We start from the raw sequence: 1,139 nt of genomic DNA, 5'->3' as shown, positions 1-1,139 counted from the left end.
ATTTAGAAAAAAGAAAAGCTTTAGAGAATTTCAAAAATCTAGCTTTATTAGGATTAGGTGGAACAATGCTTTTAAATTTAAAAGAACAAGCTTTGGATTTTAGTCAAGAATTAACTTATATAAATACTTATGATAAGTATTTAAATTTAAAGCTTGATTCTTTTTATATCCCTTCTACATTTTTATCTTTGCTTCAATTAACTAAGAAAAGCAAAGAAGCTTTTTATATCAATGTTTTAATCAATAGCGATACACATTATAAAAATCCTTTATTACAATATGCTATTACCCAAAAACAAGAACAAGAAAATATCGTTTATGCTTTAAAAAATAATGAAAATCTTAATGCTTCTTTTGCAAATCTTAATGCTTTAAAATTAGCCTTAGAAGAAAAGAATTTTTATCTTAATTTTATAGACTTAAACAGCAAAGAAAGTCTTTTAAGTTTTTACAATCAAATATTAAGCAATCATCATCTTAGAAATTATTTTTATATAAAAAATAATCAATTTTTTATTAAAAAAGATATAAAAAATAAAATTTTATTTCATAGTATTCACTCTTCTTCTATTATAAGTAATTATCTTAGATTGTTAAATGATTTTAATACTTTAAGCAAGATAGAACTCATAAATATATTAGAAAGTTTAAGTTTATACAATCTTTCAACTTTAATGCAAACTATACAATCAAAAAATGAATATAACTCAAAAGACTTTGATAAAGATAGTATCTTTTTATCTAATATGATTATGAATGTGAGATTGAAGTAAAAAGATAGTAGATTTGGTAAATTTAAATCTTGTTAAGTTTATTATTTAGTTCAAATAAAAAATATAAAATAATATAGAAATTCAATAGAAAGAAGAGAATTTAGTTAAAAGTTTGTTTGGTAAGCCAAAGGGATTGTTCTAAACCCTGCAAAAGCAGGGGATACTCAATAAGCCTTGACATAGCAAAGCATTAAGAGTATAATTATTAGAACAATTTTGAGCATTAAAACTCACCTCCCTTCTGGGCGGTAAATTTAACGCTAAAGGGTTGCAGCCCTTTAGCGTTGCACCCTTTTATAATTATACCAAACAAACTCTTTAACTTCTGAAACAATTTATGAAAGATTTTTGTATAAGTTTTAATAT

Annotated in this window: 1 protein-coding gene; it reads left to right on the top strand. The window is 23.3% G+C overall.

Annotated elements, in window-relative coordinates; all coding sequences use genetic code 11:
* Positions 1-773, top strand: a 773-nt coding sequence (locus AJ932_RS09940) for a hypothetical protein (protein ID WP_070278723.1), incomplete at its 5' end; no start/stop codon positions are given.
* Positions 774-1,139: the final 366 nt, after the last annotated feature.

This window comes from Campylobacter sp. BCW_6873 (genome assembly GCF_001762365.1).
In the GTDB taxonomy this organism is placed as follows: Bacteria; Campylobacterota; Campylobacteria; order Campylobacterales; family Campylobacteraceae; genus Campylobacter_D; species Campylobacter_D jejuni.
The sequence above is the reverse complement of the archived record's forward strand: the minus strand, read 5'-3'. Positions and strand labels throughout refer to the sequence as shown.